The following is a 23,331-nucleotide window of genomic DNA, read 5'->3' on the forward strand; positions in this document are numbered from 1 at the left end:
ATGGCCATGAAAGCGACAAGCAGTTTATTGCTTCTGCCCGCCGCGCTCATTTCATTCGCACCGCGCGTCCACGCAGAAAACCTCGTCATCTGGACACCTGTGAAAGTGTCCGAACGCTCCTACAAGGCAACGATGGGCTTTCGCCTGCCCGCCGAATGGGAAACCAGCGCCGGCGCCGATATCGGCCTAGCGGCATCGAAGGGCGGCGTGCTGCTCGGCGGCTCGGAACAGGCCTCGCTCTGGGGCAAGATCACCAAGGTCAGCGTCACGCCCGCGGCCCGCGCCGAGCGCTCGGCCAGCGTGCGCGTCGATACCTTGAGGGGCAGCGGCGCGCTGATGCTCAGCCGTTCCCGCAGCTGGATCTTCTCCGATTCGCTGGACATGGTGTCGACCCGCTTCGTGCAGGTCCGTTACGACGCCATCGACACCCGCCAGACATCCGTCGATACCTCGCAGACGCTGAAGCTGATCCAGCCCTGGACAGGAACCTCGTTTTCGGCCGCCGCTACGGTGTCTGGCTTCAATGGCGATGTGACGAGTTCGCTGGCGCTGAACCAGTTGATCCTCCCCGACCTTAATTTGAGCGCAACAATCAGCAATCCTGGCTCATCCACCCGCTCGGGAAGCATAAACCTGAACTACCGGGTCAGCTGGTGACCGCGCACGCGACGCCGGCGACGAAAGGTTTCTTAATCGGATGGGAGGAAGGAAGGCATGACATGGCAAGTTGCGAAACATCACCGTCCTCACGAAAGACGGACATGAGCGAAGAGGCAGCGCTGACAGCGAATGTATCCACCGCGCTGGCGGTCGCCAGCGGGTTCGACGCCTCGCACATCGCAGTGTCAGTCGAGCAAGATGAAATCGTTCTCACCGGATTGGTCGCTACCAAGGCGGACCTTGCCAGCGCCATCATCGTTGCCGAGACGACTGCAAGCGACCACACGGTCCGCAATCGCATCGTTGTCGCCCAATCCGTGCTCGACAACCTTGGCGAAGCCGTCTGAGCGATTAGCCGGCAAAGCGTTCCGTCAGGAAGCCAGTGGCAACACGATCCGTCTTCTGCGTCGTGACGGGGCCGCTCGGCTGATAGCTGACGGCGATAAGAAGGCCACCAATCAAGAGATAGGCAACCGCGAGCATCGAGAGTTTCATGGTCATGAGCTTGGTCTCCTTTGACCAGAACAACGCGACGATCGGCCGTAGGTTCCCTTCCCGAAATGAGCCACCCACACGGCACCCACGAAACTAAAAAGCCGCCCCTCACGGGGCGGCTTTTCCATTGAAATCAAATGATAAAATCAGCCGGCCGGCGTCAGCGTGACCGAGGTGCCGGTTGCAGCGACGTTGAGGCCGAGCTGTCCGGTGACGCTGATGGTCTGCAGCTGGATCGATCCGGCGGTGCCGCCGAACAGCACGTTGGCGCCGACGCCACCTGCAAGCGTGGCTTCAGCGGTGATGCCCTGGTAGAGGCCGCCGAGCGAACCGCGGTGATAGCCTGCCGTCGGAGCGAACACGGCCCAGACGAGACGGCCGCGCGTGGTAAAGCCGAGATCGACGCCCATCTTGCGGATGGTGCCGCTGTAGTGATCGACGGAGCCGCGCGTACCGTTGAAGACGCAATCGACGGACTTCGCCGAACCCAAGACGTAGCCGACACCGCCGCCGACGTCGCAGGTCAGAACGCCGATCTTGACGCCATCGCGCTGATCCGGCTCTTCATAAGTCGTCACAAGATCCGCTGCCGCCACCGAAGTAGCGAAGACTTGAGCCAGCGAGGCTGCTGCGACGATCGATGCGATTGTCTTGTTCATTGTGGTCTCCTTAGTATCCTGAAGAAAAACATAGTGCCTTGTTATAACTTACCAACCCCGGCTGTATGAACAAAATTAACAAATGCTCAAAAGCAAATGTGTGGGGTTTGATTCGCTACATGCATCCCGATTTCTGGCTGATTTCGGGCGTCAATCAGGCGGCGCCTGAATAAATCCCTGTCATCGCCTGTTGTTCCACCGTCATCACGCGTTCTTGTCTTCTGAAGCACGACGAATTGGTGGTTTCCGCGCACAAAAAAGGACCCCGGGCTGCGCCGGGATCCTTGATCGCAATGCCATGATTATTTGAAGTCAGGGCATGCCTCGCTCTCGGAAGCGCCGCTATTGCCGCCCTGGGCGGCTGTCGTACCCGGCATCGGCTGCGCCGGGCAGCGCGTGCGGTCGACGGTCCCTGTCGTGTTGGTGTTCGGCCCCGCGCTCATCGTGCCGGGCGTGGTGCTGTAGGTGGCGTTCGGATCGACCACCGTTGGCGATGTTCCAGTCGTATTCGGAGCATCCGCGTTTGCGCCACCGCCGCTATCGACCGTGCTGCTGCCGATCGTCGATCCAGCCGGGCTCGGGTTTGACTGGGCCATTGCCCCGCCTGTTGCCAGACCAAGTGCCAGGATCGATGCCGCGATCAGTTTCGCTTTCATGATGCTTCTCCTTCTTTCGTATCGACATGGGGTCAACGACAGAGGGCTTTCATCGTTCCCAAAAAAAGCGGACCAAAAAAATACGGGCGCATCTCAGCGCCCGTATCCGAAAGCATCCGACAGGACCGCCTCAGGTCTGCCAGTCGTCCGTCGCTGTATGCGCAGCAGCGGCAACCGGACTGTCGGCCAGCGAATAGGCGTGGATATAGTCGATCTTCATTTCCGAGCCGTTGGGCAAGCCGTCCGTCGGCGATCCGGCAATCCCGCCGACCGCGAGGTTGACGATCATGTACATCGGATCGTGCATGTCATCGGGCGTATCCGCATGTGCGATTGCCACGTCGTCGAAGTACCAGACGATCTGATCCTGATCCCAGAGCACCCCATAGGTATGGAAGCCCTCCGTGCTTGCGACGCTGACGGCCGTATGATCCTTTGTATGGCTGCCGCTCGCCGCCGAATGCGCCGTCACGTGAACGGTGTTCGGGTCCTGCCCGCGCATTTCGACTACGTCGAGTTCCGGCGGCCAGGAGCCGTCCTCCGGCAGCAGCCAGAAGGCCGGCCAGACGCCTTGGTCCGTCGGCATGTCCGCCCGGATCTCGAAGTATCCATAGGTCTGGGCGAAGGTCGAGTGGGTGTTGAGCATCCCCGACGTATAGTCGAAACCTTCGAGCTGGCCTGCAAGCGCCGCGGGCGTTTGCGCCGCCGTGATCGTCAGCACCCCGTCATGGACGGAGAATGGGTTGACCGACGCCGTACCGGCATAAGACGGGTTGATGTACCACTGCTCCTCGGCGTTATCGGGCAGCGTGCTCCCCTTTTCGGCCGCCCACCAGAACTTGGCATCCCAGGTTCCCTGACCGCCACTATGGAGCGACAGGCTGTCGAATTCGTCGGCGAAGGTCATCGTCAGCGCCGAACGATCGAGCGTCAGCTGGAACTGGTCGGCGTGCAGCGCCGAAGCCGTCGTGTTGGCCAGCACGAGGCTTTCGCCACCGCCGAGATCGATCCGGAGGTTGGCCCCTTCCTGTGTCGAGTGGCTGATAACCTGATCGAAACTCGTCAGCGAATAGCCGTTGAAGCGGATCGTGTCGTCGCTGCTGAAATCGACGATAAGGTCGCTGCCATTGCCGCGCGTGAAGAGAAATGTATCGGCCCCGCCGCCACCGATCAGCACGTCATTGCCCGCGCCGCCATCGATCGTCTGGCTACCCGCGGCACCGGAGATGATGTTGTCGGCGCTGTTGCCGAAGGCATAGCGCCCGGCGCCCGTCACCGTCAGGTTCTCGAAGTTTTCGGGCAGCGTATAGCTCATCCAGGTGTTGATCGTATCGATCCCGCCACCCGGCTCTTCGACCGCGCGGTTGATGGCGGAGTAGAGATAATAGATATCGTCACCCGTACCCCCATGCATGGTCACGTTGACCGAGCTGTCACCCCATATGCTGTCATTGCCGGCTGTGCCGTTGAGCACCGGTCCGGATCCTGTCGCCGACAGCCAGGCGGTTGAAGCGCCGCTATAGAACAGGCTTGTGCCGACTGCGTTCTGAATCGACTGTGGCATGGTTCATCTCCTAGGGTTTTCGTGATTGAAACATTGCCAAGGGCATCCACACGATGCCCTGATGGCCGAACGCTCCTCCCTTGCCCGACGCGCCTCCTCCCAGACGCCATCAGGCAGGCCCCTTATTCCTCCCTAAAGGCACGGGCCGCCTGATCGGTGAACGGCTTGGCGAGATAGGCCAGCGCCGTCCGTTCCCCCGTTTCGATGAAAGCCTCCACCGGCATGCCGGCCACCGGCGTCAGCTTTCCGAGCCTTCGCCATTCGCCGTCCTCGATATGAACGCGCACGCCGTAGTAGCTCTGTCCGGTTTTCTGATCGGTGGTGAGATCGGCCGCGATGCGCTCCACCCGGCCATTGAGCTCCATGGTGGTGCGCTGATTGAAGGCAGACAGGCGCAACACCACCGCCTGCCCCACCGCGACCTGATCGATATCTCCAGGCGAGAGCCTGACATCAGGCGTCAGCGCGTCACCATCGGGTACGATCTCCATGATCGCCGCTCCGGCCTGCACCACGGCGCCTGATGCATGCACCGACAGCTGATGGACGATGCCCGCCTGCGGCGCGCGGATGTCGATATGCTTGAGATCGTCCTCAACCGCGACCAGCCTCTCGGCATATTCGCCGGTGTCGCTTTGTGCCTGCCGCAACTGGTCGGAGACTTCGCTGCGCCTGTCGTCGCCAAGCTGGATGATCTGCAGTTCCGTCTCCGCGATCTTGCCCTTCACCTCGGCTGCCGACGCCACGAGGTTGCCAAGCTCGCCGGTAAGATCGGCCGCGTCGCGCTGCAGCGCATAGACCCGCGTTGCCGGAATGATGCCCTGCTTCAGCAGCGGCTCGAGGCTCGCCAGCTCCTTGCCGATGATCTCGATCGCCTGCCGCTTGCCGTCCTGCTGTGCCACCAGCCCACCCGCCTGCTGACCGAGCTGGCGGATGCGCTCGCGCAGCTGCGCCACCTGTCCGCCGAGCGAAGCCCGCCGGTCTTCGAACAGCCGCTGCTCGCCCTGCATCAGCGTCTCCCGCTCCTCCGGGGGCGCTTGTTTCACAAGATCGGGAAACGCGAATGTCTCCCGCCCGTCCCGCTCGGCCGAAAGCCGTGCCGTTCGCGCCGCAAGCTGCCGCAAGCGCCGCGACACGATCGAAACCGTTGCCTGCGCCTGCGTATCGTCGAGCCGCAACAGCACCTGCCCTGCTTCCACCTTGTCGCCATTGCGAACGAGGATCTCGCCGACCGTCCCGCCCTTCAGATGCTGGATCGGCTTCACATAGCTGTCGACGACGAGCGTGCCCGAGGCGATCACCGCACCGTTGAGATGGATGGTCGCCGCAAGGCTGCCGAGCACGCCGACGAGAACGAGAACCGCCGCCAGCGCCACAAGCGCCAGCCGCCGGATGGCCCGTTCGGCGATCGGTGCGCCCGCACCATTTGCAACAGGCTTCATCGCGCCGCCCTCCCCTCGCTCACCCGCCCGAAGCGCACCGGCGAGAATGCCGCCGAGACCGCCGCCACCGGCCTCCCAAGCACCTCTTCCTTCGGACCGAAACCACGTACCTGGCCCTCGGCCAGCACCAGCACCTTGTCGATACCGGCAAGCGCGCTCGGCCTGTGGGCGATGATGATCGCCACCCCGCCGCGCTCACGCACGCCCGCGATCGCGCGGGTCAGCGCCGCATCGCCGTCAGTGTCGAGATTGGCATTCGGCTCGTCGAGCACGACCAGGAAGGGATCGCCGTAAAGCGCGCGCGCCAATGCCAGCCGCTGCCGCTGGCCGGCGGAAAGCACTGCCCCTTCTTCACCGATCTCGGTATCGAAACCCTCGGGCATCCGCACGATCATCTCATAGATGCCGGCGGCCCTGGCGGCCGCGATCACGGCATCCGATGACGCCGTCGGATCGAAGCGGGCGATATTGTCGGCAATCGTTCCATCGAAGAGCCCGACCTCCTGCGGCAGGTAGCCGATGTGCCGCCCCAGTGCCTCCGGCTCCCATTGCGACAGCGACGCATCGTCGAGCCGCACGGCCCCCATGCGCGCCGCCCAGATCCCGACCAGCCCGCGCGCCAGCGACGACTTGCCTGATGCGCTCGGCCCGACGATCCCGATCGCCTCGCCCGCCTTGGCTTCGAACGAGATTCCGCGCAACAGCGGCACGGCCGAACCGGGCGCCGAAAGATGCAGGTTCTCCACCTTCAGCCCTTTGACCGGCGCAGGTAGTCGCACCTCTGGGTCGCTGACCTCATCCGCCTCGCTTAACCTGAGAAGCCGCGCCCAGCTCTGGCGCGCCGCGGCAAAGCCCCGCCACTGGCCGATCGCCAGCTCGACCGGTGCCAGCGCCCGGCTGATCAGGATGGAGCTTGCGATCATGATCCCGCCCGTCGCCTCCTGGCGAATGACGAGAACGGCACCGACAGCCAGCACGCCGGACTGCAGCACCAGCCGTACGACACGCGACAGTGTCGACAGCGATACGGTGATGCCGGTCGCCTTAAACTGCGTGTCGCGGTAGCGCAGGTTGATCGCCGACCAGCGCTCCTCCAGCCGCCGCGCGAAACCCATCGATGCCACCGTCTCGGCATTGCGGCGGGTGGCTTCGGCAAGCGCCGTTCGCTCCAGCCCGATCCTGGCCGCGGCCTTTGTCGGCGCCCGCGTGCGGATTTCGGCGATGATGGTTAGGCCAACCAGAACAAGCGCCCCCGCCAGCGCCACCGCGCCGATCCAGACATGAAACAGGAAGCAAAGCCCGAGATAGAACGGCATCCAGGGAAGGTCGAACAGCGCCGTCGGCCCCGGCCCGGAGAGGAAGCCGCGCACCATGTCGATATCGCGCATCGGCTGCAGCCCGTTCTCCTCGACGCTCCGCCGCGACGGCGCGATGGCGAAGGAGCGGAAGACGATCGGCCCGAAGCGCTCGTCGACCGACTGCCCCAGCCGCGCCAGCACCAGCGAGCGCAAGAGTTCGAGCAGCCCCAGAAAGGCGAAGAGTGTCAGCGTGATGATGCCGAGCCCGACAAGTGTCGGCAGGCTGCGGGCGGGTATCACGCGGTCATAGACCTGCAGCATGAAGAACGAGCCGGTCAACGCCAGGATATTGATGAAGCAGCTCGTCATTCCGATCCCGATCAGCGTGCCCCGCACGGACGAGACGGCGGAAATCAGGAACGGCGCGGATGTTTTCGCCTTGAATTGGGACAAATGGCCTCTCGATCGCATGAAACTGGGGCAGTGATGTCCCGAACATGGATCACAACAGTGACGAGAGCTTTCTCTTTCTATGGTTGTGCAAAACTAATAAATCTCACTGTTAACGCGAGTTTTGCATCGCAACATGACCCTGTCCCGCCATGACGCAACACCGTGCCCCTATGAGACAATTGCCCAAAATTTGCGTTTGCCTGAGATCGCTCATGTCCATGACGACGAACGGACCAGCGTAGGATTGAACGGATGGGTCATGGCGAAGAGGAGAATGTCGTCAAAAGCTTGTTGATCGACAGGGACAGTCAAGCTATGCAGGGGACGTTGTCCACGTAGCTCAGCAGGATAGAGCACAGGATTCCTAATCCTGGGGTCGGAGGTTCGAATCCTCTCGTGGACACCATTTTCCTGCACATTCGATCGTTTGCCATGGCCCTGGCCCGGCTCCGCCGCGTCATGCGCGAGAAGACCCGGGCGCCCGGGTCTCCGATATCAGCCAATCATTCGCCCAGCCGCTGCTCGGCGAGCCGCACCCAGTAGGAGATGCCGTGGCTGATGACGTCGTCGTTGAAGTCGTAGGCCGGATTGTGCAGGCCGGCGGTATCGCCATTGCCGATGAAGATGAAGGCGCCGGGCCGCGCGTTCAGCATGTAGGAGAAATCCTCGCCGCCCATCATCGGATCGATATCGACATCGACGTTGCTCGCACCCGCGATGTCGGTCGCCACCGCCGTCGCATGCTCCGTCTCACTCGCATGATTGGACGTGACGGGATAGTTGCGCTGAAAATGGATATCGGCCTCCGCGTCATGCGCCTCGGCGACGCCGGCAACGATCTGCCGGAAGCGCTTCTCCGCGAGATCGCGCACCGCCTCGTCGAGTGTCCGCACGGTGCCGGCGAACGTCGCCTCGTTGGGGATGACGTTATGCGCGAAGCCGGCATTGAACTTGGTGACCGACACCACCACCGAGCGCAGCGGGTCAACATTGCGAGATGCGATCATCTGCAGGTTGGTGATGATCTGCGTGCCGATCGCGATCGGGTCGATCGTGCGGTTCGGCTGCGCCGCATGGCCGCCACGCCCCTTGACCGTGACGGTGAACTCGTCGGTCGCGGCCATGATCGGCCCCTTGCGGATGGCGAAGTGGCCGACGGGAAGGCCGGGCATGTTGTGCATGCCGTAGACCTCCTGGATGCCGAAGCGCTCCATCATCCCGTCCTTGACCATCAGGTCGCCGCCGGCGCCACCCTCCTCCGCCGGCTGGAAAATCACCGCGACATTGCCGTTGAAATTCCGGGTCTCGGCGAGATACTTCGCGGCCCCGAGCAGCATCGCCGTGTGGCCGTCATGGCCGCAGGCGTGCATCTTGCCCGCAATCTTCGATGCCCATGGCTTGCCCGAAATCTCGGTCAGCGGCAGCGCGTCCATGTCGGCGCGCAGGCCGATCGTACGCGATCCCGCGCCATTGCCCTTGATCAGCCCGACGACGCCGGTGCGGCCGATCCCGGTGACGATCTCGTCGACGCCGAATTCCTTGAGCTTCTCGGCCACGAAGGCGGCCGTCTCTTCCACCGCATAGAGCAGGCCCGGCCGCTCGTGAATGTGCCGGCGCCACTCGGTCACTTCGTCCTGAAGTTCGGCGGCTCTGTTCAAAATCGGCATGCTTGCTTCCCTGATGAAAATCGAAAACGGCGGCAATAACGGGATTGATACCACGGCTCGCAAATAAGTTAGACAATGACCTTTGCCATGTCATGGCCATATACGTTAAATAGGGGAAACTTTCGAGACATCAGGACATCTTTAAGGACAAACCGTGTCGACGCGCCAGAAACGCCTGCTTGCCGCCTTGCGGCCGATCACCATCGCCGCTTCCGCAGCCGCCATCGCTTTTTCCGCGACGACGCAGGCCTATGCCAATCCGCATATCCTGGTCGATGTGCAGAGCGGCCGTGTGCTTGAGCATGAGGATGCCTTCCGCAAGTGGTATCCGGCCTCGCTCACCAAGCTGATGACCATCTACACCACCTTCGACGCGATCCGCTCCGGCCAGATCACGGTCGACACGCCGATCGTCATGAGCAAGACCGCCGCCGCCCAGCCGCCGGCCAAGATGTATTTCAAGCCGGGCCAGAAGCTGACGCTCGACAGCGCGCTGAAGATCCTGATCGTCAAGTCTGCCAATGATATCGCGGTCGCCGTCGCCGAAGCCGTGGGCGGCACGCAGGATGCCTTCGTTCTCCGTATGAACGCCGAAGCCGCCAAGCTTGGCATGAGCGACACCCATTTCGTCAATCCGAACGGCCTGCCGGGCAAGGGCCAGTACACGACGGCGCGCGATCTCGCGATCCTGTCGGTCGCGCTGCGCCGTGATTTCCCGCAATATGCCAGCTACTTCTCGCTGGAGGGGATCACCACGGGCAAGCAGAACATCCCCGCCATCAACATGCTGATCGGCCGTTTCGCCGGCGCCGATGGCATGAAGACCGGCTTTATCTGCGCATCGGGCTTCAACCAGATCAGCTCGGCGACGCGCAACGGCCGCACGCTGGTTTCGGTCGTGCTCGGCACTGACAGCCTCGCCGCACGTGCCGACGCGTCGGCCGACATGCTGCAGCGCGGCTTCACCACGCAGCCGACAGGCACCGACACGCTGGGCTCGCTGAAGCCCTATGGCGAAACTCAGGAAGTCGCCGACCTCACGGCCGAGATCTGCAGCGCCAAGGGCGCCAAGATCCGCAGCGAAACGCGCGACGAGGTGGGCCGTATGAAGATCCATTCACCCTATATCCAGGAAATGGATCACGAGCCGAACTTCGTCTATGCCGGCCTGATCCCCGGCCAGAACGACCCGCAGCCCGACAAGCTGGCGACGGCCGATGGCGTCGGCGACATCGCAAACGTGCCGATCCCGACACCGCGCCCCACCTCTGGCTTCTAAGGCTTACAGACCTCTAAGGCATCGACACATCCAAGGCATACAGGCATGAGCGCAGTTGCGGATCGCATTCCGGTCACCATCCTCACCGGCTTTCTCGGCGCGGGTAAATCGACCCTTCTGAACCGCATCCTCAAGGATCCGGCCATGAAGGACGCCGCCGTGATCATCAACGAGTTCGGCGATGTCGGCATCGATCATCTCTTGGTCGAAAGCTCCGGCGACGCGATCATCGAGCTGTCGGATGGTTGCCTGTGCTGCACCGTGCGCGGTGAACTGGTGGATACGCTGGCCAACCTGATGGACGCCATCCAGACCGGCCGCGTCAAGCCGGTGAAGCGCGTCGTCGTCGAGACCACGGGCCTTGCCGATCCGGCGCCGGTCATGCAGGCGATCATGGGCAATCCGATCATTGCCGAAAGCTTCTCGCTTGATGGCGTCGTCACCGTCGTCGACGCCGCCAACGGGCTGCAGACGCTCGACAACCACGTGGAAGCCGTCAAGCAGGCCGCCGTCGCCGATCGCCTGATCATCTCGAAGAAGACGCTCGCCTCCCCGGCCATACTGGAAAAGCTTGAAACCCGCCTGCGCGCGCTCAACCCGCGCGCCGCGCTGATGGATGCCGACGACGACGCAACCGGCACCGCCGCCACCCTCGTCAACGGCATTTACGATCCCGCCACCAAGAGCGCCGATGTCGGCCGCTGGCTGCGTGACGAAGACGCCCACGATCACGGGCATCATCATAACCACGATCACGGGCATAATCATAACCACCATGGGCACGATCACGGCCATCATCATCACGGACATGAGGCCCACGGTCACCATGATCATGGGCATCACCACCATGATCATCATCACCACGACCACCAGCACGTGCACGACGTGAACCGTCACGACGCCTCGATCCGCTCCTTCTCGATTGTCGAGGACAAGCCGATCGACCCGATGGCGCTCGACATGTTCGTCGATCTCCTGCGCTCGGCGCACGGCGAAAAGCTTTTGCGGATGAAGGCGATCGTCGCGATGTCGGATCGTCCCGACCGGCCGCTGGTGCTGCATGGCGTGCAGAGCATCTTCCACCCGCCGATCCGCCTGCCGGCATGGCCTGATCCCGAGGACCGGCGCACCCGCATGGTGCTGATCACCAAGGACCTGCCGGAAGCCTTCGTCAAGGACCTGTTCGACGCCTTCCTCGGCAAGCCGCGCATCGACACCGCCGACCGCACGGCCCTCAACGACAACCCGCTGGCCATCCCCGGAATGCGCTTTTAGCCATTCCGCTGGAATGCGTTTTTAGAGCTATCGTTTGCGGATCAGAAAACGGTGACCGCTCTCGGTCCTCTCGATCTCGATCAACTCGTGACCATCCTCATGGCAGAAATGCGGAATATCGATCCCCGCAAGCGGATCGGTCGTCTCGACACGGATCGTCGCGCCTGAAGGCAGCGACGACATCTTCTTGCGTGTCTTGATGACGGGCAGCGGGCACTTCAGCCCGCGCAGATCATAGGAAATGGCGCTCACGCGCGATCAGTCCCGGCCCCAGAACTTCCAGAACGGCTTCTTGGAGGCAACCTCGACCGATTCAGGCTGCTCGACGGGCGCAAACGCCGTCGCGGTGGTCGCAGCCGATTCCATCGGGTTCGGCGTCGGCACCGGCACGGATGCCGGGTTGACGATCGCGGCATCGGCCGTCTTCACGCCAGCGGTGGCATCTGAAGGTGTCGAACCGGTCACCGTATTGGCCGCAACCGTGGTCGCGGTCCTGGCGGCCGTCATGCCTTCGAGGTCGGCGACCTTCATCATCTTGCCGGCCTCGAGCGAGGTGCCGGTCGGCGCATAGGCGAGTTCGCGGCCCTTGCGCTGCTTGGCAACGACGGCCTTGCGCTCGGCTTCCGAAGGATCGTACCACGCCATGCCGTCGAATTCCTTCGACGCCTTGGTGTAGGCCAGCTCATAGGTCTTGTCGTAGGAGGCAAGCGCTGCGGTCAGCGCCGGCGGCGTCGACATCTCGGGGCACTTGCCACCGGGATTGAACGCGCCCGAAGACTGCTGGTTGAAGACGTACTTCTTCTCGCAGAAATTCACTTCCGGCGGACGCTTGGTGACTTCGAAATTGTCGTAGCCGACCTTCAGCATCTTCCAGAAATCGAAGTTCTCGTTCATCCGGTGCTTGAACATGTTCTCGGCAGTCATCCGGAACGGGAACGCCTGCAGCTGCACACCGGTCTGGCCGCCCTTGAAGGCGTCGCGCGCGAAAGCGTAGATCTCGAGCACCTGCTCGTCCGTCATCGAATAGCAGCCCGACGACGAGCAAGCGCCGTGGATCATCAAATCCGTGCCGGTGCGGCCGTTGACGGCGTCGTAGCGGTTCGGGAAGCCGGTATTGATGGCGAGATAATATTTCGAGTTCGGGTTCAGGTTCGCCTTGGTCAGGTTGTAGAAACCTTCCGGCGCCTGCCGGTCACCCTGTTTCACCTTGGGACCGAGACGGCCCGACCAGGCGCAGATCTTGTAGCTGGCGATCTTGTCGTAACGGTTGTCCGTCTTCGCCTTCCAGATCTCGAGCTGGCCTTCTTCCTTGAAGATTCGGATCAGGATCGGCGAATTGCGATCCATGCTCTTGGCGGCCATTTCGTTGAGGATGCGCGGCGGAAGCGGCTGTTCGACCTTGTTCTTGACCTTGGAGAGGTCGATCTGCGTGGTTTCCAACGCGTCGTTGCAGCCGGCCAAGGCCAGCGCCATCAGGGAAACATAGGCAAAATGACGAAAGCGCATTCAATCTAGCCCAATTACGAGATGCGACCCAATCCGTTGAACGGGTTCGAAGTGAAGCGAATCATTGGCCCAATCTGGTTTATAAAACCTTAACGACCATGCCGCGCACCCACGACCCCCGCAAGCACAAAAGCTATTGATAACACTAATGTGGCCAAGGTTTGGCCGCAATCCGCGGCCTCACCCAAGCCTGCTTCGCGGCCTCCTTAGAGGTTGCGGCCCATGTTCAGGAACTTCTGGCGGCGATCGTTGCGGATCTGCTCGCCGGTGCGGCTCGCCATTTCGCCGAGCGCATTGGCAATCACATCGCCGGTCGACGCGATCACGCTGTCGGGATCGCGATGCGCGCCGCCGAGCGGCTCACCGATGATGCCGTCGATGATGCCGAGCGCCTTCAGGTCGTCCGAGGTGATCTTCATGTTGGTGGCCGCTTCCTTGGCGCGCGCGGAATCGCGCCACAGGATCGAGGCCGCACCTTCAGGCGAGATCACGCTGTAGATCGCATGCTCGAGCATGTAGACCCGGTTGCCGGTCGCGATCGCGATCGCGCCGCCCGAACCGCCTTCGCCGATGACGACGGAGATGATCGGAACCTTGAGGCCGAGGCACATTTCCGTCGAGCGGGCGATGGCTTCCGCCTGGCCGCGCTCTTCGGCGCCGACGCCGGGATAGGCACCAGCCGTATCGACCAGCGTGATGACCGGCAGACCGAAGCGGTCGGCCATCTCGAGCACGCGGATCGCCTTGCGGTAACCCTCGGGGCGCGCGCTGCCGAAATTGTGCTTCAGGCGGCTCTTCGTGTCGTTGCCCTTTTCCTGGCCGATGACGGCAACAGGCTGGCCGCGGAAGCGTGCCAGACCCGCCTGGATCGCCGCATCCTCGGAAAACTTGCGGTCGCCGGCGAGCGGCGTGAATTCCTGGAACAGCGTCTTGGCATAATCGACGAAGTGCGGCCGCTGCGGATGACGCGCGACCTGGGTCTTCTGCCAGGCGTTGAGCTTCGAATAGATTTCGACCGTCGCTTCGCGAACACGAACTTCGAGCCTGCCGATTTCATCGGATGTGTCGATGCTCTCGTCTTCCGAGGCAATCTTCTTCAATTCGATGATCTTGCCTTCGAGGTCGGAGATCGGCTTTTCGAAGTCGAGATAATTGTGCATGAGGTGCGTTTCCGTTCCTTGTGCCCGGGGCATTTGTCTTTTGGCTGCCCTTGTCGCCGGTCCTAATCCTGCTTTTTCGCCTGTTTGGCAAGGGGGTGATGCGTTTGGACCAGTTGCTGGAGCCTTTCTTCCAGCACATGCGTGTAGATTTGCGTGGTGGAAATGTCCGAATGGCCAAGCAGTTCCTGCACCACGCGCAGATCGGCGCCGTTGGCCAGCAGATGGCTGGCAAAGGCGTGCCGCATCACGTGCGGCGAGATCATCGATGGGGTCAGCCCCGCGCGGATCGCCAGGTTCTTCAGGTCGCGGGCAAAGACCTGCCGGGCGAGATAGCCCTCTTTCGAGGCCGCCGGAAACAGCCACGGGCTTTCCTGTGGATTTTCGGCTTTCGCCGCCTCGGCCGCCAGCATCCGGCCGTAGAGCTTCAGCGCTGCGATCGCCGATTGCGACAGCGGCACCAGCCGCTCCTTGTTGCCCTTGCCGCGAATGATCAGGAAGCGCCCTTCCTGGTCGAGCACGCGGGCGGGAAGCGATACCAGCTCGCTGACGCGCATGCCGGTGGCGTAAAGCAGTTCCAGCAGCGCCAGCATGCGCAACCGCTGCAATTGCCCGGGCGCCTCGTCCTGCGCCTCCTCCTCGGCCCTCTCCAAGAGCCGACCGACTTCGTCGACACCCATCGTCTTCGGCAGCGCCCGCCCCTTCTTCGGCGCGTCGAGAATGCCGGTCGGATCGTCGGTGCGCAGGCCCTCGGCATAGAGGAACTTGTAGAACTGCCGCATCGCCGCCAGCCGCCTCGCCTGCGACGAGGGCTTGAACCCCTGCGCGGCAAGAGACGCCAGATAGGCGGAGAGGTCGGCGGACGCCGCCTCGGTCAGCCGTACGCTTCTGCCGTTCAGGAAGGAATGCAGATCGTCGAGATCGCGCTCATAGGAGGAAAGCGTGTTGGCGGCAGCACCCCGCTCGGCGCTCATCATTTCGAGAAAGGACTCGACCTGAACGCGGCTGAGATCCCTCATCGCGTCACTTCTTCGCCGGGCTGATCGCGCCGGTGGCGGGCGGGTTGATCCGCTCGGATGGAATGCGGATCGTCACGTCGCGCTCCTTCGGCTCGACGAAAGTCACGAGCGCCCACATCGTTCCGTATATCGCTCCGGCGATGACCGCCAATATGGCGAGAAATCGGAACAGGCTCGGCATTCAACAACTCCATGGCTTTGCTTCTTTATGAAGAAGCGCGTTTGCAAGTGCAAGAACCAGCTTTTGAAGCATGATTCCCTTACCTCTGACTTGACGCTACACCTGCATTTGTTGATACCGTTCGCAAACAAAGTGTGAATGGACCAATGAACGACCCAGTTCTGATCGTTGCCGATAGCCTGAGGGACAGAGCTCGTGCTGCGCTCGGTTCGCGCAATCTGATCCTCGTTGGTCTGATGGGCGCCGGCAAGTCGTCGGTGGGCCGCATCGTCGCCACCCAGCTGGGCATCCCCTTCATCGATAGCGATGCCGAAATCGAGCGCGTGTCGCGCATGTCGATCAGCGAGCTTTTCGCAGCCTACGGCGAGGACGAATTCCGCGCACTCGAGGGACGGGTGATGAAGCGGCTGCTGAAGGGCGGTCCACGCCTGGTCTCCACCGGCGGCGGCGCCTTTATCAACGACCGCACCCGCAAGCATATCAAGCGAGGCGGCTTGTCCGTCTGGCTGAAGGCCGATCTCGACGTGCTCTGGGAGCGCGTCAACAAGCGCGACACCCGACCGCTGCTGAAGACCGAAAATCCCAGGCAGACACTCGAAAACCTGATGAACGCAAGATACCCGATCTACGAGCAGGCCGACCTCACCGTATTGTCGCGCGATGTGCGCAAGGAAGTGATGGCCGACGAAGTGCTGAAAGCCGTGATCGACAGCAGAACCGAAAGTGCAGCCTGATGAATGCGATTGCCGCCTCCGCCGAATGCAAGGTTCACGTGCCGCTGGGCGACCGCGCCTACGACATCCTGATCGGCCCCGGCCTGATCGCACGCGCCGGCGCCGAAATCGCCGCTCGCCTCAAGGGCCGCAAGGCCGCCATCATCACCGACGAGAACGTCGCACCGCTTTATCTGAACGCGCTCGTCGAGAGCCTGACGGCCTCCGGCATCGCCTCGTCTTCGCTGGTCTTGCCGGCCGGCGAAAAGACCAAGAGCTTCGAACATCTGATCACCGCCTGCGACAAGGTTCTGGAAGCCCGCGTCGAACGTAACGATTACGTGATCGCGCTTGGCGGCGGCGTCATCGGCGACCTCTCCGGCTTCGTTGCCGGCATTGTCAGGCGTGGTGTCCGCTTCGTGCAGATCCCGACATCGCTGCTGTCGCAGGTCGACAGTTCCGTCGGCGGCAAGACCGGCATCAACAGCCGCCACGGCAAGAACCTGATCGGCGTCTTCCACCAGCCCGACCTCGTGCTGGCCGATAGCGATGTGCTGAACACGCTCTCCGAACGCGAATTCCGCGCCGGTTACGCCGAAGTCGCCAAATACGGCCTGATCGACAAACCCGATTTCTTCACGTGGCTGGAAAAAAACTGGCAGTCCGTCTTCTCCGGCGGCGCCGCCCGCATCGAAGCGATTGCCGCAAGCTGCCAGGCCAAATCGGACGTGGTCGTCGCCGACGAGCATGAAAACGGCCAGCGCGCCCTGCTCAATCTCGGCCACACCTTCGGCCACGCGCTGGAAGCCGCGACCGCCTACGACAGCAGCCGTCTCGTCCATGGCGAAGGCGTTGCGATCGGCATGGTGCTCGCCCACGAATTCTCGGCCCGCATGAACCTCGCAAGCCCTGACGATGCAAAGCGCGTCGAGCATCACCTGAAAGAAGTCGGCCTCCCGACCCGCATGTCGCAAATCCCGGGCACGCTGCCGCCGGCCGAAGTGCTGATGGACGCGATCGCGCAGGACAAGAAGGTCAAGGGCGGTAAGCTCACCTTCATCCTCACCCGCGGCATCGGCCAGTCCTTCGTCGCAAACGACGTCCCGGCATCCGAAGTATTGAGCTTCCTCAAGGAAAAACACCCGCAATGACCCTCGAAGGCACGCTGGCTTTTCTTTCCGCATATTGGCCGGAAATCGTTTCCATCGTGGCCCTCGTCCTCATGTCCGCCTTCTTCTCCGGCTCCGAGACGGCGCTGACCGCCGTATCGCGTAGCCGCATCCACACGCTTGAGGCAAACGGCGAAGAACGCGCCGGCATCGTCCGCGAACTGATCGAACGCCGCGACCGGCTGATCGGCGCGCTACTGATCGGCAACAACCTCGCCAACATCCTCTCGTCCTCGATCGCCACCAGCGTCTTTCTCGGCCTGTTCGGCAACTCCGGCGTGGCGCTGGCGACGCTGGCGATGACGGTCATTCTGGTCATCTTCGCCGAAGTGCTGCCGAAAAGCTGGGCGATCTCGATCCCCGAACGTTTCGCGCTCGCCGTCGCCAAGGCCGTCAAGGCCTTCGTCTTCATCGTCGGCCCCGTCTCCTCCTTCGTCAACCTCATCGTCCGCTGGATTCTTGCCCGCTTCGGCATCAACCTGTCGCGCGAAGTCTCCATGCTGTCGGCACACGAAGAGCTGCGCGGCGCGGTCGATCTGCTGCATCGCGAGGGATCGGTGGTGAAGGCCGACCGCGACCGCCTCGGCGGCGTGCTCGATCTCGGCGAACTCGAACTGTCCGATATCATGGTCCACCGCATGGCCATGCGCTGCATCAACGCCGACGATCCGCCCGAAGTGGTCGTGCGCACCATTCTCGACAGCCCGTTTACCCGCATGCCGCTCTGGCGCGGCACGACCGACAACATCATCGGCGTCGTGCATTCGAAGGACCTGCTCAGGGCGCTCGCCGAGCGCAACGCCGAGCCCGAACAGCTCGACATCATCAAGATCGCCCAAAAGCCGTGGTTCGTGCCCGACAGCACCAACCTCGAAGCGCAGCTCAACGCCTTTCTGCGCCGCAAGCAGCATTTCGCCGTCGTGGTCGACGAATATGGCGAGGTGCAGGGCATCGTCACGCTTGAAGACATCCTGGAGGAGATCGTCGGCGATATCTCCGACGAGCACGACATCGAGATGCAGGGCGTGCGCCAGGAAGCAGACGGCTCGGTGGTGGTCGACGGCAACGTGCCGATCCGCGATCTCAACCGCGCGCTCGACTGGCAGCTGCCCGACGAGGAAGCGACGACGATCGCCGGTCTCGTCATCCATGAATCCATGACCATTCCCGAGGAGCGCCAGGCCTTCACCTTCTACGGCAAGCGCTTCATCGTCATGAAGCGCGACAAGAACCGCATCACCAGACTGCGTATCCGCCCGGCGGAGGAGAACGAAAACAACCCCGCCTGATCTCCCGTCATCCCCTTGTCACCCATTGCGCGCTGCGGGAGGAGCCCGGCGAGCAGCATCATTATGGATTTGATATGTTTGATCTTCTCTGGCGCTCGATCGCCATCGGCATCGGCGCCACCATTCTCATGGACATCTGGTCGATCGCGCTTGCCAAGGGCGCAATACCGAATTGGGGACCGCCCGGCCGCTGGCTCTGGCATCTCTTCGCCAAGGGCACGGTCTTCCACGACGATATCGGCAAGGCCGAACCCTATAAGCATGAAGTCGCGCTCGGCTGGGTCTTCCACTACGCCGTCGGCATCATCTACGGCATCATGCTGGTGATCCTGACGGGCCCCTACTGGCTGGTCGCGCCGACCTTCCTGCCTGCCTGGATCTGGGGCATCGTCACCATCGCCGGCGGCTGGTTCCTGCTGCAGCCGGGCCTCGGCATCGGCTGGGCGGCATCCAAGACGCCGAACCCCAACAAGGTCCGCTTCCTCGGCCTCGTCGCCCACACCGTCTTCGGCTTCGGCCTCTACGCGACGGCACTTCTGATTCGTTAGAGGCGACCCGCCATCCTTGCGAAACCGCCGCACCGCGCCCATATGACGCGGTGTCGGCTTACCAGCGCACCGGCTCTCCGGGCGCCGCCGGCTCCACCGCCAGCGCATGCAACCCCGCATCCAGTTCAGGTTTCAAAAGCTCCGTGATCGCCCGGTGACGCGCCAGCCGTGTCATGCCGGCAAACGATGCGGAGATGATCCTGACCCGCATATGGGTCTCGCCTTCCCCTGTAACGTCAGGGTGATGGCCGGCATGCAAGTGGCTTTCGTTGATGACATCAAGCCGCTCCGGCGCGAATGCCGCGGTGAGCTTCTCTTCGATGGAGGATTGAACTGTCATGAGCCGATCTTGCCGAATTGAGAAAAAGGTTCCCACCAAGCCAGCAACATTCCCGTTTGTCAATTCTTGTCCTCACCCATTCTGAGCCCCATAATTAGCGCCGTCATGAGACTTGATTCCAAATATTTCGATCGCATCCGCACCCGCCGCAAACGCGAGCAGGAACCCGAACAGGCTCCCCCATCCTGTCAGTGGGACGGCTGCGACAAGAAAGGCGTGCATCGCGCTCCTGTCGGACGCAATGCCGAAGGGCAGTTCTTTCTCTTCTGCTTCGAGCACGTCAAAGAGTACAACAAGGGCTACAACTATTTCTCCGGCCTCTCGGACGGCGAGATCGCGCGCTACCAGAAGGAAGCGATCACGGGCCATCGCCCGACCTGGACCGTCGGCGTCAACAAGTCGGCCAAGGATAGCCCGATCCAGTCGGACATCCGCTCCGGCGCCTATACGCGGGTTCGCGATCCCTTCGGCTTCGTCAAGGAAAACAAGAGCAGCGGCCCGCGCTTTCCCGAGCAGCGCAAGCTGAAGAGCCTGGAAGCCAAGGCCTTCGACACCATGAACCTGGCAGCAAACGCCACGTCTTCGGAGATCAAGAGCCGCTACAAGGAACTGGTGAAGAAGCACCATCCCGACGCAAACGGCGGCGACCGTGGTTCCGAAGAGCGCTTCCGCGCCGTGATCCAGGCCTATCAATTATTGAAGCAGAACGGTTTTTGTTAATTCCCGTCCTTGCTCTTGGTCTTCAATCGGGTATGGTCCAAATCGGCTGAGGCCGCAGGCAACCGCGGCACCTTTTTCCGCGTTTGTCTCACAGGCGCCTCGGCCACTTCCGGACGCGGCGTTTCTTGTCCGGGACTATCGTCAAGAATGCTCGCAGGCGGTGATTTGATCGTCCCCGAGGTTTCGTTTCAGTCCCGGAGAAGCATCGCCGACGTTCAGACATGAGCGCGTGGGATACCACAACGCCATGATCGCGAAACGAGCTGAGACAGTATGGCAGGGTGTCGGCCACCCGCCTTGGAGACATGATGAGCAAGATTGACCTTGATATCTCGGAACTTCCGGACACCACCGTTTCGGTCAGGGAGGTCTTCGGCATCGATTCCGACATCCGCGTTCCGGCTTACAGCCAGGGCAGCGCCTATGTTCCGGATCTCGATCCCGACTATCTCTTCGATCGCGAAACCACGCTCGCCATCATTGCCGGCTTTGCTCATAACCGACGCGTGATGATCTCCGGCTACCACGGCACCGGCAAGTCCTCTCATATCGAGCAGGTCGCCGCCCGCCTGAACTGGCCTTGCGTTCGTATCAACCTCGACAGCCACGTCAGCCGTATCGATCTCGTCGGCAAGGACGCCATCGTCGTCAAGGACGGCCTGCAGGTCACCGAATTCAAGGACGGCATCCTGCCCTGGGCCTACCAGCACAATGTCGCGCTCGTCTTCGACGAATATGACGCCGGCCGCCCGGACGTCATGTTCGTCATCCAGCGCGTTCTGGAATCCTCCGGCCGCCTGACGCTGCTCGACCAGAGCCGCGTCATCCGCCCGCACCCGGCCTTCCGCCTGTTCGCCACCGCCAACACGATCGGCCTCGGCGACACGACCGGCCTCTATCACGGCACGCAGCAGATCAACCAGGCGCAGATGGACCGCTGGTCGATCATCTCGACGCTGAACTACCTGCCGCACGAGCACGAAGTGAACATCGTCGCCGCCAAGGTGAAGAGCTTCGGCAAGGACAAGAACGGCCGCGATACCGTCTCCAAGATGGTCCGCGTCGCCGATCTCACCCGCGCCTCCTTCATGAACGGCGATCTCTCGACCGTCATGAGCCCGCGTACCGTCATCACCTGGGCCGAGAATGCCGAGATCTTCGGCGATCTCGCCTTCGCCTTCCGTGTCACCTTCCTCAACAAGTGCGACGAACTGGAGCGTCCGCTGGTTGCCGAGCACTATCAGCGCGCCTTCGGCGTCGAGCTGAAGGAAAGCGCCGCCAACATCGTCCTGGAGGCCTGAGGCTAACGGATCATGGCAGCGCGTGGTGACAATTCGAAAGCAAAGCCCGGTGCACCCGTCGACGTGGAGCCGCTGCGCCGGGCGATAACCGGCAGCGTGCGCGCGATCGCCGGCGACGGCGAGGTCGAGGTGACCTTCGCCAACGAGCGGCCGGGCATGACCGCCGAGCGCATCCGCCTGCCGGAACTGTCCAAGCGCCCGACAATGCACGAGCTTGCGGTCACCCGCGGGCTTGGCGATTCGATGGCGCTGCGTCTCGCCTGCCATGACGAGAAGGTGCACGCGACGATGGCGCCGCAGGGCTCCGACGCCCGCGCCATCTTCGATGCCGTCGAGCAGGCGCGCGTGGAATCGATCGGCGCGTTGCGCATGGAAGGCGTCGCCAGCAATCTGCGCTCGATGACGACGGAAAAATACGCCAAGGCCAATTTCTCCGGCATTGAACGCCAGGAAGACGCACCCGTTGGCGAAGCCGTCGCCATGATGGTGCGCGAAAAGCTGACAGGCGAAAAGCCGCCGGAATCGGCTGGCAAGGTGCTCGATCTCTGGCGCTCCTTCATCGAGGACAAGGCCGGCAAGGATCTCGAGAACCTGACCGGCGTCATCAACGACCAGCAGGCCTTCTCCAAGGTTATCCGCAACATGCTGACAGCCATGGAAATGGCCGAGGAGTATGGCGACGACGACAACGATCCTGACTCTGACGACCAGCAGGACGAGGAAGACAAGCCGAGCGGCGAAGACCAGAACGACGACGATGTCGAGGACGATGCCGGCTCGGATGCCGCCCCCGTCGAGGACAGCGAAGTCGCCGACGAGCAGATGGAGGACGGCGAGACCGAAGGCGCCGAGATCTCCGACGACGACATGCAGGAAGAGGGCGAGGACGACTCGGAGACGCCGGGCGAAACCCGCCGTCCGAACACGCCCTTCGACGATTTCAACGAGAAGGTCGACTACCACGTCTTCACCGAGGAGTTCGACGAGACGATCACCGCCGAGGAACTGTGCGACGCCGCCGAGCTGGAACGCCTGCGCGCCTTCCTCGACAAGCAGCTCGCCCATCTCCAGGGCGCCGTCGGCCGTCTTGCCAACCGCCTGCAGCGCCGCCTGATGGCGCAGCAGAACCGCTCCTGGGATTTCGACCTGGAAGAGGGCTATCTCGATCCGGCCCGCCTGACGCGCCTGATCATCGACCCCACCCAGGCGCTCTCCTTCAAGAAGGAGCGCGACACGCAGTTCCGCGATACGGTCGTGACGCTGCTGATCGACAATTCCGGCTCCATGCGCGGCCGCCCGATCACCGTTGCCGCCACCTGCGCCGACATTCTCGCCCGCACGCTGGAGCGCTGCGGCGTCAAGGTCGAGATCCTCGGCTTCACCACCAAGGCCTGGAAGGGCGGACAGGCGCGCGAACAATGGCTCGCCAATGGCAAGCCGCAGACGCCGGGCCGCCTGAACGACCTGCGCCACATCATCTACAAGTCCGCCGACGCCCCGTGGCGCCGCTCGCGCACCAATCTCGGCCTGATGATGCGCGAAGGCCTGCTGAAGGAAAACATCGACGGCGAGGCGCTGATGTGGGCGCATAACCGCCTGATCGCGCGGCGCGAGCAGCGCAAGATCCTGATGATGATCTCCGACGGCGCGCCGGTCGACGATTCGACGTTGTCCGTCAATCCGGGCAACTATCTGGAGCGCCACCTGCGCGCGGTCATCGAGCGCATCGAGACTCGCTCTCCGGTCGAACTGCTTGCCATCGGTATCGGCCACGACGTCACGCGCTACTATCGCCGCGCCGTCACCATCGTCGATGCGGATGAACTCGCAGGCGCGATGACCGAACAGCTGGCCTCGCTCTTCGAGGACCAGGCGGCGCAACCGCGCGGCGGACGCGCCCGCCGCGCCGGCTGATCGCGTATGAAGCGACTGGCTCCGGC

The 23,331-nt window shown here is 62.6% G+C and carries 24 protein-coding genes and 1 tRNA gene; 12 read left to right on the forward strand and 13 right to left on the reverse strand.

Annotation, left to right across the window (positions count from 1 at the left end):
• The first annotated feature begins 6 nt into the window (after nucleotides 1-6).
• Together J5286_RS19690 and J5286_RS19695 are read left to right on the forward strand one after the other, a co-directional pair.
• The gene (locus J5286_RS19690; RefSeq protein WP_245206329.1) at nucleotides 7-657 is read left to right on the forward strand and encodes a hypothetical protein; all 651 of its coding nucleotides are present in this window, start codon (nucleotides 7-9) and stop codon (nucleotides 655-657) included.
• Nucleotides 658-761: 104 nt separating this feature from the next.
• Entirely contained in the window at nucleotides 762-1,007 is a 246-nt protein-coding gene (locus tag J5286_RS19695) for a BON domain-containing protein (RefSeq protein WP_209191800.1), read from the forward strand.
• Nucleotides 1,008-1,011: 4 nt separating this feature from the next.
• On the opposite strand, the gene J5286_RS19700 is transcribed toward J5286_RS19695, so the two are convergent.
• The 6 genes from J5286_RS19700 to J5286_RS19725 all read right to left on the reverse strand — a co-directional run bounded on the left by J5286_RS19700 (nucleotide 1,012) and on the right by J5286_RS19725 (nucleotide 7,245).
• Nucleotides 1,012-1,161 carry a hypothetical protein gene (locus J5286_RS19700; RefSeq protein ID WP_209191801.1) on the reverse strand — a complete coding sequence of 50 codons (150 nt, stop codon included), beginning with the start codon at nucleotides 1,159-1,161 and terminating at the stop codon, nucleotides 1,012-1,014.
• Nucleotides 1,162-1,301: 140 nt separating this feature from the next.
• A complete protein-coding gene (locus tag J5286_RS19705) occupies nucleotides 1,302-1,814 on the reverse strand; it encodes a DUF992 domain-containing protein (RefSeq protein ID WP_018901578.1) in 513 nt (170 codons plus the stop codon).
• A 302-nt stretch (nucleotides 1,815-2,116) separates the two neighbouring features.
• The gene (locus J5286_RS19710) at nucleotides 2,117-2,470 is read right to left on the reverse strand and encodes a hypothetical protein (protein ID WP_209191802.1); all 354 of its coding nucleotides are present in this window, start codon (nucleotides 2,468-2,470) and stop codon (nucleotides 2,117-2,119) included.
• Between the two features lie 130 nt (nucleotides 2,471-2,600).
• Nucleotides 2,601-4,034: an endo-1,3-1,4-beta-glycanase EglC gene (gene eglC / locus J5286_RS19715; RefSeq protein ID WP_209191803.1), complete on the reverse strand. Its 1,434-nt coding sequence runs from the start codon at nucleotides 4,032-4,034 to the stop codon at nucleotides 2,601-2,603.
• Between the two features lie 122 nt (nucleotides 4,035-4,156).
• Nucleotides 4,157-5,476 carry an HlyD family type I secretion periplasmic adaptor subunit gene (locus J5286_RS19720; protein WP_209191804.1) on the reverse strand — a complete coding sequence of 440 codons (1,320 nt, stop codon included), beginning with the start codon at nucleotides 5,474-5,476 and terminating at the stop codon, nucleotides 4,157-4,159.
• Complete coding sequence (locus J5286_RS19725) at nucleotides 5,473-7,245, reverse strand: type I secretion system permease/ATPase (RefSeq protein ID WP_245206331.1); 1,773 nt, start codon at nucleotides 7,243-7,245, stop codon at nucleotides 5,473-5,475. Before J5286_RS19725 ends, J5286_RS19720 begins: the two co-directional genes overlap by 4 nt.
• Nucleotides 7,246-7,556: 311 nt before the next feature.
• On the opposite strand from J5286_RS19725, the gene J5286_RS19730 reads away from it, so the two are divergent.
• A tRNA-Arg gene (locus J5286_RS19730) sits at nucleotides 7,557-7,633 on the forward strand.
• 97 nt (nucleotides 7,634-7,730) lie between these two features.
• On the opposite strand, the gene J5286_RS19735 is transcribed toward J5286_RS19730, so the two are convergent.
• The gene (locus J5286_RS19735) at nucleotides 7,731-8,894 is read right to left on the reverse strand and encodes a M20 aminoacylase family protein (protein ID WP_209191806.1); all 1,164 of its coding nucleotides are present in this window, start codon (nucleotides 8,892-8,894) and stop codon (nucleotides 7,731-7,733) included.
• A gap of 154 nt (nucleotides 8,895-9,048) precedes the next feature.
• On the opposite strand from J5286_RS19735, the gene J5286_RS19740 reads away from it, so the two are divergent.
• Nucleotides 9,049-10,173 carry a D-alanyl-D-alanine carboxypeptidase family protein gene (locus J5286_RS19740; RefSeq protein ID WP_209191807.1) on the forward strand — a complete coding sequence of 375 codons (1,125 nt, stop codon included), beginning with the start codon at nucleotides 9,049-9,051 and terminating at the stop codon, nucleotides 10,171-10,173.
• Between the two features lie 45 nt (nucleotides 10,174-10,218).
• Complete coding sequence (locus J5286_RS19745; protein ID WP_209191808.1) at nucleotides 10,219-11,448, forward strand: CobW family GTP-binding protein; 1,230 nt, start codon at nucleotides 10,219-10,221, stop codon at nucleotides 11,446-11,448.
• A gap of 27 nt (nucleotides 11,449-11,475) precedes the next feature.
• Here J5286_RS19745 and J5286_RS19750 read toward each other — a convergent pair whose 3' ends face one another.
• The 5 genes from J5286_RS19750 to J5286_RS19770 all read right to left on the reverse strand — a co-directional run bounded on the left by J5286_RS19750 (nucleotide 11,476) and on the right by J5286_RS19770 (nucleotide 15,311).
• A complete protein-coding gene (locus tag J5286_RS19750; protein WP_209191809.1) occupies nucleotides 11,476-11,700 on the reverse strand; it encodes a sulfurtransferase TusA family protein in 225 nt (74 codons plus the stop codon).
• A 6-nt stretch (nucleotides 11,701-11,706) separates the two neighbouring features.
• Nucleotides 11,707-12,954, reverse strand: coding sequence for a L,D-transpeptidase family protein (locus J5286_RS19755; protein WP_209191810.1), 1,248 nt, complete (start codon nucleotides 12,952-12,954; stop codon nucleotides 11,707-11,709).
• 206 nt (nucleotides 12,955-13,160) lie between these two features.
• Nucleotides 13,161-14,114: an acetyl-CoA carboxylase carboxyltransferase subunit alpha gene (locus J5286_RS19760; RefSeq protein WP_018901567.1), complete on the reverse strand. Its 954-nt coding sequence runs from the start codon at nucleotides 14,112-14,114 to the stop codon at nucleotides 13,161-13,163.
• A gap of 62 nt (nucleotides 14,115-14,176) precedes the next feature.
• Complete coding sequence (gene xerD / locus J5286_RS19765; protein ID WP_209191811.1) at nucleotides 14,177-15,130, reverse strand: site-specific tyrosine recombinase XerD; 954 nt, start codon at nucleotides 15,128-15,130, stop codon at nucleotides 14,177-14,179.
• Nucleotides 15,131-15,134: 4 nt separating this feature from the next.
• A complete protein-coding gene (locus tag J5286_RS19770; protein WP_018901565.1) occupies nucleotides 15,135-15,311 on the reverse strand; it encodes a hypothetical protein in 177 nt (58 codons plus the stop codon).
• A 146-nt stretch (nucleotides 15,312-15,457) separates the two neighbouring features.
• Between J5286_RS19770 and J5286_RS19775 the strand changes: the two genes are divergently transcribed.
• From J5286_RS19775 to J5286_RS19790, 4 genes are all read left to right on the forward strand, one after another.
• Entirely contained in the window at nucleotides 15,458-16,045 is a 588-nt protein-coding gene (locus J5286_RS19775; RefSeq protein ID WP_047508540.1) for a shikimate kinase, read from the forward strand.
• Nucleotides 16,045-17,175: a 3-dehydroquinate synthase gene (gene aroB, locus J5286_RS19780; protein ID WP_209191812.1), complete on the forward strand. Its 1,131-nt coding sequence runs from the start codon at nucleotides 16,045-16,047 to the stop codon at nucleotides 17,173-17,175. Before J5286_RS19775 ends, aroB begins: the two co-directional genes overlap by 1 nt.
• Nucleotides 17,172-18,482, forward strand: a complete 1,311-nt coding sequence (locus J5286_RS19785) for an HlyC/CorC family transporter (RefSeq protein ID WP_018901562.1) — start codon at nucleotides 17,172-17,174, stop codon at nucleotides 18,480-18,482. Before aroB ends, J5286_RS19785 begins: the two co-directional genes overlap by 4 nt.
• A 74-nt stretch (nucleotides 18,483-18,556) precedes the next feature.
• A complete protein-coding gene (locus J5286_RS19790; RefSeq protein ID WP_209191813.1) occupies nucleotides 18,557-19,030 on the forward strand; it encodes a DUF2938 domain-containing protein in 474 nt (157 codons plus the stop codon).
• Between the two features lie 58 nt (nucleotides 19,031-19,088).
• On the opposite strand, the gene J5286_RS19795 is transcribed toward J5286_RS19790, so the two are convergent.
• Nucleotides 19,089-19,370, reverse strand: coding sequence for a BolA family protein (locus J5286_RS19795; protein ID WP_113237550.1), 282 nt, complete (start codon nucleotides 19,368-19,370; stop codon nucleotides 19,089-19,091).
• Nucleotides 19,371-19,475: 105 nt separating this feature from the next.
• Here J5286_RS19795 and J5286_RS19800 point away from each other — a divergent pair, with 105 nt between their 5' ends.
• The 3 genes from J5286_RS19800 to cobT all read left to right on the forward strand — a co-directional run bounded on the left by J5286_RS19800 (nucleotide 19,476) and on the right by cobT (nucleotide 23,305).
• Nucleotides 19,476-20,090: a J domain-containing protein gene (locus tag J5286_RS19800; protein ID WP_018901559.1), complete on the forward strand. Its 615-nt coding sequence runs from the start codon at nucleotides 19,476-19,478 to the stop codon at nucleotides 20,088-20,090.
• 308 nt (nucleotides 20,091-20,398) lie between these two features.
• Nucleotides 20,399-21,391 (forward strand): cobaltochelatase subunit CobS, encoded by a 993-nt coding sequence (cobS, locus tag J5286_RS19805; RefSeq protein WP_018901558.1) that lies wholly within the window; start codon nucleotides 20,399-20,401, stop codon nucleotides 21,389-21,391.
• Nucleotides 21,392-21,403: 12 nt separating this feature from the next.
• A complete protein-coding gene (gene cobT, locus J5286_RS19810) occupies nucleotides 21,404-23,305 on the forward strand; it encodes a cobaltochelatase subunit CobT (RefSeq protein ID WP_209191814.1) in 1,902 nt (633 codons plus the stop codon).
• Nucleotides 23,306-23,331: the final 26 nt, after the last annotated feature.

The sequence above is a fragment of the Rhizobium sp. 16-488-2b genome, from assembly GCF_017741815.1.
GTDB lineage: Bacteria > Pseudomonadota > Alphaproteobacteria > Rhizobiales > Rhizobiaceae > Rhizobium.